Source organism: Bacillus sp. JJ783 (assembly GCF_036963225.1).
Taxonomy (GTDB): domain Bacteria; phylum Bacillota; class Bacilli; order Bacillales; family Bacillaceae_G; genus Bacillus_A; species Bacillus_A cereus_U.
Genome location: NZ_JBALMG010000052.1, coordinates 1 through 6,957 on the forward strand (window position 1 = coordinate 1; position 6,957 = coordinate 6,957).

The following is a 6,957-nucleotide window of genomic DNA, read 5'->3' on the forward strand; positions in this document are numbered from 1 at the left end:
CTTGACAGGGATAAGACCATTTAATGGCCTTTTCTGCTGGCTCGCTTATACATGATCCAGGGTTTGGTGAGGTATCATTTTCAGGATCAGGTACAGGTGTAGTTGGTGTTATCATACTTGGGTCTATATTCCAGTCTGTTCTTGTATTTTGCGGGATTTGGGTATTCATCCTATTAGTAGAAACAGTCATTAAAATTTATGGAAAAATGAAGTGAGTGAGAGGGAGAAATACATGCGAGTAAGAAACATGCAAGGGGAAGATTATGTAAAGATTCATTCCGTCTTAAATGATTGGTGGGGCGGAAGAGATATGGCTAATATGTTGCCAAAATTGTTTTTCGTTCACTTTCAAGAAACGAGTTTTATCATTGAAGAAGAAGGAGAAACGTTAGGTTTCTTATGCGGATTCTTTTCACAAACTCATAAAGAGGAAGCGTACGTTCATTTTATCGGTGTAAATCCGAAATATAGAAGAAAAGGAATCGCATCGACATTGTATTCTTATTTCTTTGATGTTGCTCGCGCAAACAATCGTAAAGTTGTAAAAGCAATCACGTCACCAGTTAATAAAAAATCGATACAATTTCATCAAGAAATTGGCTTTGAAATTGAAGCCGGGGATGATGAGGTAGATGGTGTATCCGTACATACAAATTATGATGGGAACGGCGGGAGTAGAGTTTTATTTTTAAAACATGTATAAAGTAGGCTAACGTGAAGTTAGCCTTTTTGTTGTGAGGAGGAAAGAATATGGAGAGTTCTCAAAGTAGAAACGAGTATTTACGACGTATTTATAAAGTGCAAGACTATATAGAATCAAATATAAATGATTCGCTTTCCATTGAAGATTTAGCTAATGTTGCAGGCTTTTCAAAATTTCATTTTCATAGAATTTTTAAAGGGATGATGGAAGAGCCGTTATCTCGGTATGTGAATCGTTTGAAATTAGAGAGGGCAACACATTTACTTACATATCGTATGGATATGACGGTTACAGATATTGCTTATCATTATGGTTTTACGGATTCAGCAGTTTTCTCCCGGACATTTAAAAGTCAGTACGGAGTAAGTCCGTCTCACTATCGAAATCACAATAGCAAGAATTGCAAAGACGTTAGCGAAGGTTCCCAATACAATGAGTGTAAGAAGGTTCGAGGAGAGGTCGAAATTGTAACAGCGGACAAAGTAAACGTCGCATACATAAGACATGTAGGTACATATAAGGATTTAGCTATAGATTTTCCAAAAATGATAGAGAAACTATTTCATTACGCATCGGAGCAGAACTATCATGTATTCGAGGATACGAAGGTATTAACAATTTATCACGATCATCATGAGTTTACAGAAGACTATCATTTAAGAACAAGTCTATGTATAACAATTCCAGATGAAGCCTCAGTAGGAACGAGTGCCATTGGAATAATGGCAATACCTTCAGGGACATATGCGATAGGTCACTTTGAAATATTCCAATATGAATACAAAGGGGCATGGAACTTTTTATACGGTGAATGGCTCCCGAAGAGCGGATATAAACCGAGAGATTCGTATCCTTTTGAAGTGTATAAAAATGATCCGAGGTAGCACCCAGAACATAAACATATAGTCGATATATATGTACCTATCGAACCTTTTTAATCATAGATTAAGGGGGAAGAGCAATGAAAACGGCTGAACAGTTAGATTGTGTTGTAAAAGAAGAATATAAAAATATTAATGGTATGTTAGTAATGCAAAAAGGTAATGTTACTTTTGAAAATTATTATAATGGTTACGGTCCAGATGATACATTTCATGTGGCATCGGTCACAAAAACGATAATCTCTGCGTTAATTGGGATATGTGTAGATAAAGGCTATATAAAAAGCGTTGACCAAAAGGTAATAGAATTTTCCCCAGAATATAATTCTATTTCATCTGAAATAACAGTGCGGCATCTTCTTACAATGACAGCTCCATATCCTTTTGCAGACTGGCAGGAACCGTTAGAAGAACTATGTACACAAAAGGATTGGGTGCAGTATACACTAAATAGAATCGGACATGGCGGAGAAGTGGGACATTTTAAATATTCGTCCGCAGGCGCGCATTTATTATCAGCAATTATTTCGTGTGTAACAGGGAAAAGTTCCCGTGAGTTTGCGAATGAATACTTATTTCAACCAATCGGTATGAGAGAAATTCCAAACTACAATATGAAAGCATTTGGATTCCATGACTTATTCGGAAAAGATGTGAAAGGTTGGGTGCACGATCCAAATGGTATTTCGACAGGCGGCTGGGGACTTACGTTAACAGCTAGAGATATGGCTCAGTTTGGACAATTGTATTTGAATGGAGGTATTTATGGTGGAAAGCAAATTCTTTCAAAGTCATGGATAAAAGAATCAACGGCAATGAATTCAAATCGATATGGGTATTTATGGTGGTTACGAAAAGAAGATGGAATCTTTTCATACTGTGCAATGGGTGATGGTGGGAATATGATTTGTTGTATACCGGAGAAGGAATTGGTGGTGGCGATTGCGTCGGAAATTATACCGGAAGCGAAGGATAGATGGGAGTTAATTTCGAAATATATTCTTTCTTGTATACAAACAAATAATTAATTTTAGCAAAAAAAGATGGTATGAACTGGAATTTCATACCGTCTTTTTTGCTATTATGTATAAGTAAGAGATAGAAAGAGATTTCTCTAGATGGATAAAAGACGTTGTTTGAAAGGTGAGGGTATGATGACAAAGTCTAATGTTGTAGAAATTATTTCAGCCGTAGTATCTATTATCGGTGCATATATTCTTATAAATGCACTAGAAATGGGGAGTAAGGCAGCAAGTGAAGCTGTTGCAGAGCAAGGCGGTCATATGGATACGAGTACATATGTAGCTATATTACAAGGATACGGAAATTCTTAAACAATTCTAGGTGCGATTTGTTTATTCATGGGGTTGCTCAGTTTAATTTCAATTCAAGTATATAAAAGTAAACAAATGTTGAGAAAGAAATGCTTCTGTCAATTTGGTAGGAGCATTTCTCGTATAAATAAGTATTTTCGTAGATGTGGATTTACCACTATAACTTAGTTGAGATACTTCTCAATCCCTCTTTATCGTCTTCATTACATTCGAATTCGATAAAAAGGTATGTCACAAGTTACAAATTTGGATGACGTTATATTAACTATAGAAAAAATGAAAAGTACCCGTAACTTTTCACAAGGCAAAATCGTTATAAAAATGAAAAGGTTTTTATTATGCATCTGATTGAATGGGGGAAAAACATGAAGATTCTAATTCTAGGTGGTACACGTTTTTTAGGAAGAGCTTTCGTAGAAGAGGCTTTGAACAGAGGTCATGAAGTTACATTATTTAATCGCGGAACAAATAAAGAAATTTTTCCTGAAGTAGAGCAGTTAATCGGTGACAGAAATAACGATGTATCAAGTTTAAAAAATCGAAAATGGGATGTTGTCATAGACACGTGTGGATTTTCTCCACATCATATTAGGAATGTTGGAGAAGTACTTAAAGATAATATTGAACACTATATATTTATCTCAAGCATTTCCGTATATAAAGATTGGATCCCTCATCACATAAAAGAAGACTATATATTACAACCCGAACCGACGAGTGATCAGATAAAGGCTGTAGAGAATGGTGAAATATCGCCTTATGAGCATTATGGTGCGCTTAAAGTGCTATGTGAAAAAGAAGCAGAGAAGTATTGGCCGGGGCGTGTTTTACACGTAAGAGCGGGACTTCTTTCGGGAGTGTTTGATTATACAGATCGGCTTCCATACTGGATTCAGCGCGTAGCAAAGGGCGGAAAAGTGTTAGTGCCAGGAAGAAAAGACCGTCCAGTACAGTTAGTTGATATAAAAGATGTTGCGAGCTTTGGACTAAACATGGCAGAAAATAATAAAGCAGGTACATTCAATATAACAGGTCCAAATGATGAATTGACGATGGAAGAGCTATTAAATACGTGTAAAGAAGTTACGAATAGCGACGCTGAATTCGTTTGGGTTGATGAATCATTTATGAATGAGAATAAAGTGCAGCCATGGACGGAAATGCCATTATGGCTTCCTGAAACTTTTGCATTAGAAGGTGAAACAGATCCGTGGAAAGGTGGCTTCTCTATTAGTATCGAGAGTGCCGTTAAAGAAGGGCTTACTTTTAGAAGGTTAGAAGAGACAGTTAAAGACGTGTATGACTGGATGAAGAGTATGGATGAATGGGAATTAAAAGCAGGTATTTCAGGCGAGAGGGAGAAGGGTTTGTTAGAAAAGTGGTATCAATAAATTTAGATGAGCCATTTGAATATACTTGATTGCACATAAGGAGGAGAAATGTTTATGAAGTGGTAGGGGACTGGGAGAATAACAATTTAACCATAGTATTAATAAAAAACGCCTTGTTACTAAAGAAACAAGGCGTTTTTCGTATGTAAATCTACCATTCAATCGGTTCTTCCTCGTGCATTTCCTACAATTTAGGAAACATTTTTTCAATCCTTCTTCGTCATCATAATCGAAAACAAATTCTTTCAAAATCTTGGGTAAAAGAATCAACGGAAATGAACCAAAATCAATACGGTTACTTATGGTGGTTACGAGAAGAAGATGGAATCTTTTCATGCTGTGCAATTGGCGATGGTGGGAATATGATTTGTTGTATTCCGGAGAAGGATTTGCTTGTAGTAATTGAGTCTGAAGTTATAGCGAATACAGGGATAGATGGGAATTGATTGAGAAATATATTAATCCTTGTATACAGTCAAATAAATAATGTTAGCAAAAAGATGGGGTGAATTGGGGTTTTATACCATCTTTTTGTTTTATGACGTAAAGTTCATGGGAATGTAAGGGTTTTGTTAAAAGTGTAAATATTAGGATTTTTTGATATAAAAAGTCTTTTTTTATGTATAATGAGGACAAGGCCTAAAAATACTTAAATGTTTAAGTGAATATTTTAAAAAGGGAGATTAAGGATATATGAAAAGCTTACTTCAAAAAACTTTAGCTACTACAGGGATTACTGCTTGTTTATTAGGTATGGTTTCTTCCGTTTCATTTGCTTCAATTAGTTGGGATTCTTATGGAGAATGGGAAGGAAGTGGAGGAAAGGCTAATGGAACCGCCTACACTGCGAAAACAAATGAACCTCATTTTTACAAGATGACTGTAAGGGCTAGCTTTGATGACGGGTCTTCTAGAGAGGCAGAAAAGAATAATGCTAAAATTACAGATCGTGTGAACGTTAAAGTTTCATCCAGAGGGCCAATTACCACTGGTTATTCGGTTCATGAATGGGTAATGAAAGGGGATAGTGCCTACACCTCTAAGGAAATGGTAATTAAATAACAATCAACAAAAACCGCGAAAAAGGATAAATACCTTTTTCGCGGTTTTTAAAATGAGGAGGATATATGAATCTAGTATTAAAAGAAATAGTGGTAAACAAAACAATATTTATTATGTTATTTATTGGGTTTGTATTGACAATATGGCCGATCCTTATAGCAATGTCGACGCGAGATTATTATGATGAGAAATTTTATGATAGAAAAAATGGTTATTTTAATTATTACTATTCCGTTCAACTTACTAATATAGGGGAATTAAATTTCAAACAATTCCAGACGTTAGTAGAGACTGATTTTAAAAATGCTAGTGTCATTACAAATGATATTCGTATTACTATTCCGGATATCGGCCGAGTAACAATGAATGGTCTCCTTAATAAAAATTGGTCTCTACCTTTGTTAAAAGGTTCTCAGATGGAACAAAATGAAGAAAATAGTGTAATAGTCGGGAAGAAAATTTATAAGGATATGGAAACAATAAAATTATTTAATAAGGAATATACAGTTAAAGGCGTAGCTGGAGCAAATACTGGATATGAGTATAATATTAAAATTTACGTCTCTCTAAATGACATGCCAGATGAAGTGAAACAGATGATACAAAAAGATAATACATTCCAAATGATTGTTCGTTCTAACGAAAACCCTATAAAGGAAATAGAAACTTTCATACAGCATATGAAACAGAACAATAAAGATATAAATGCCAAAGTGATTAGTGAAAAAGAGAACTATGAGAAAGAAAAAAACACAAGTAAAGCTGTGAAAGAGTTACTTAGTTTTCCATTTAGGCTTTTTTGTATAGCCTTAATTACCAGTATAATAGTAAGTTATTATTGGATTTATACGAAGAAAAAAAATCTGTCGTTAAGGAAAGCTTTGGGAGCAAGTAATGTAAATCTTTTTATTTTTATATTTAGTCAATTATTTTTATGTGCAATCACCGCATCAGCCTGTGCGATATGCATACAATGGATTTTTAGCACTTTGAGTGAAAATATTATAGAGTCTACAAGCTATAGCATTAGTTTACAGTCTACTCATATTGTAATGTGTGTATTTCTTTCACTTAATATAGCTTTTATCCTCTCTGTTATACCATTTGTATATGTGCTTAAAAGTGAACCTGCTAAAGCATTAAAGGAGTAAAAATGATGAGAATAAAAAGTGCGTTCATAGCATTAAAAAAGAGATTTCTATTTTCCGTACTTCTTCTAATACAGATTACATTTGGATTAGCAACTATAACGAGTTCAATTAATGTATTTTATAATTTACACCATCTAAACGATAAATCCAGCTCAGCATTAAATGTGGATAAAACATATTTAGTTACTTTTGAAAGGACGACAGATAGGTTACAAAGCAATCAATTTAATAAAGAGCAAATTCAAGCGGTTTATAATACAATTCATCAAAATAAAGATGTGATTTCGTATGGTACATACGAGGAGAGTTTAATTGAAATAGAATCAAGTAATAGACCACTTCAAAACAGTATGATTGCTGATTTGAAACATAAAACGTTTCACGATGAAAGACCTACTGTTCAAACAATTGTTGTAGATGAAAATTACTATAAAT

General features: G+C 34.5%; 6 protein-coding genes and 4 pseudogenes. All 10 read left to right on the plus strand.

What is annotated here, in order from left to right; translation table 11 throughout:
- Window positions 1-20: 20 nt before the first annotated feature.
- A pseudogene (locus tag V7038_RS11200) lies at window positions 21-215 on the plus strand (DUF3980 domain-containing protein); the annotation flags it as partial.
- Window positions 216-232: 17 nt separating this feature from the next.
- Window positions 233-703, plus strand: a complete 471-nt coding sequence (locus V7038_RS11205) for a GNAT family N-acetyltransferase (RefSeq protein WP_002110589.1) — start codon at window positions 233-235, stop codon at window positions 701-703.
- Between the two features lie 47 nt (window positions 704-750).
- Complete coding sequence (locus tag V7038_RS11210) at window positions 751-1,587, plus strand: AraC family transcriptional regulator (protein ID WP_335470222.1); 837 nt, start codon at window positions 751-753, stop codon at window positions 1,585-1,587.
- A 77-nt stretch (window positions 1,588-1,664) separates the two neighbouring features.
- Entirely contained in the window at window positions 1,665-2,612 is a 948-nt protein-coding gene (locus V7038_RS11215; protein ID WP_070128580.1) for a serine hydrolase domain-containing protein, read from the plus strand.
- A gap of 90 nt (window positions 2,613-2,702) precedes the next feature.
- Window positions 2,703-2,990: pseudogene (locus tag V7038_RS11220) on the plus strand (hypothetical protein); the annotation flags it as partial.
- A gap of 293 nt (window positions 2,991-3,283) precedes the next feature.
- Window positions 3,284-4,309: an SDR family oxidoreductase gene (locus tag V7038_RS11225; RefSeq protein WP_335470225.1), complete on the plus strand. Its 1,026-nt coding sequence runs from the start codon at window positions 3,284-3,286 to the stop codon at window positions 4,307-4,309.
- 224 nt (window positions 4,310-4,533) lie between these two features.
- Window positions 4,534-4,796, plus strand: a pseudogene (locus V7038_RS11230) (serine hydrolase domain-containing protein); the annotation flags it as partial.
- Window positions 4,797-5,002: 206 nt separating this feature from the next.
- A complete protein-coding gene (locus V7038_RS11235) occupies window positions 5,003-5,371 on the plus strand; it encodes a hypothetical protein (RefSeq protein ID WP_335470227.1) in 369 nt (122 codons plus the stop codon).
- Window positions 5,372-5,436: 65 nt separating this feature from the next.
- Window positions 5,437-6,522, plus strand: coding sequence for an ABC transporter permease (locus V7038_RS11240; RefSeq protein ID WP_335470230.1), 1,086 nt, complete (start codon window positions 5,437-5,439; stop codon window positions 6,520-6,522).
- Between the two features lie 2 nt (window positions 6,523-6,524).
- A pseudogene (locus tag V7038_RS11245) lies at window positions 6,525-6,957 on the plus strand (ABC transporter permease); the annotation flags it as partial.

What these genes read in the sequence shown, in the direction of transcription:
- V7038_RS11205 (WP_002110589.1), top strand. Translation starts at nt 233, where the DNA reads ATGCGAGTAAGAAACATGCAAGGGGAAGATTATGTAAAGATTCATTCC.
- V7038_RS11210 (WP_335470222.1), top strand. Translation starts at nt 751, where the DNA reads ATGGAGAGTTCTCAAAGTAGAAACGAGTATTTACGACGTATTTATAAA.
- V7038_RS11215 (WP_070128580.1), top strand. Translation starts at nt 1,665, where the DNA reads ATGAAAACGGCTGAACAGTTAGATTGTGTTGTAAAAGAAGAATATAAA.
- V7038_RS11225 (WP_335470225.1), top strand. Translation starts at nt 3,284, where the DNA reads ATGAAGATTCTAATTCTAGGTGGTACACGTTTTTTAGGAAGAGCTTTC.
- V7038_RS11235 (WP_335470227.1), top strand. Translation starts at nt 5,003, where the DNA reads ATGAAAAGCTTACTTCAAAAAACTTTAGCTACTACAGGGATTACTGCT.
- V7038_RS11240 (WP_335470230.1), top strand. Translation starts at nt 5,437, where the DNA reads ATGAATCTAGTATTAAAAGAAATAGTGGTAAACAAAACAATATTTATT.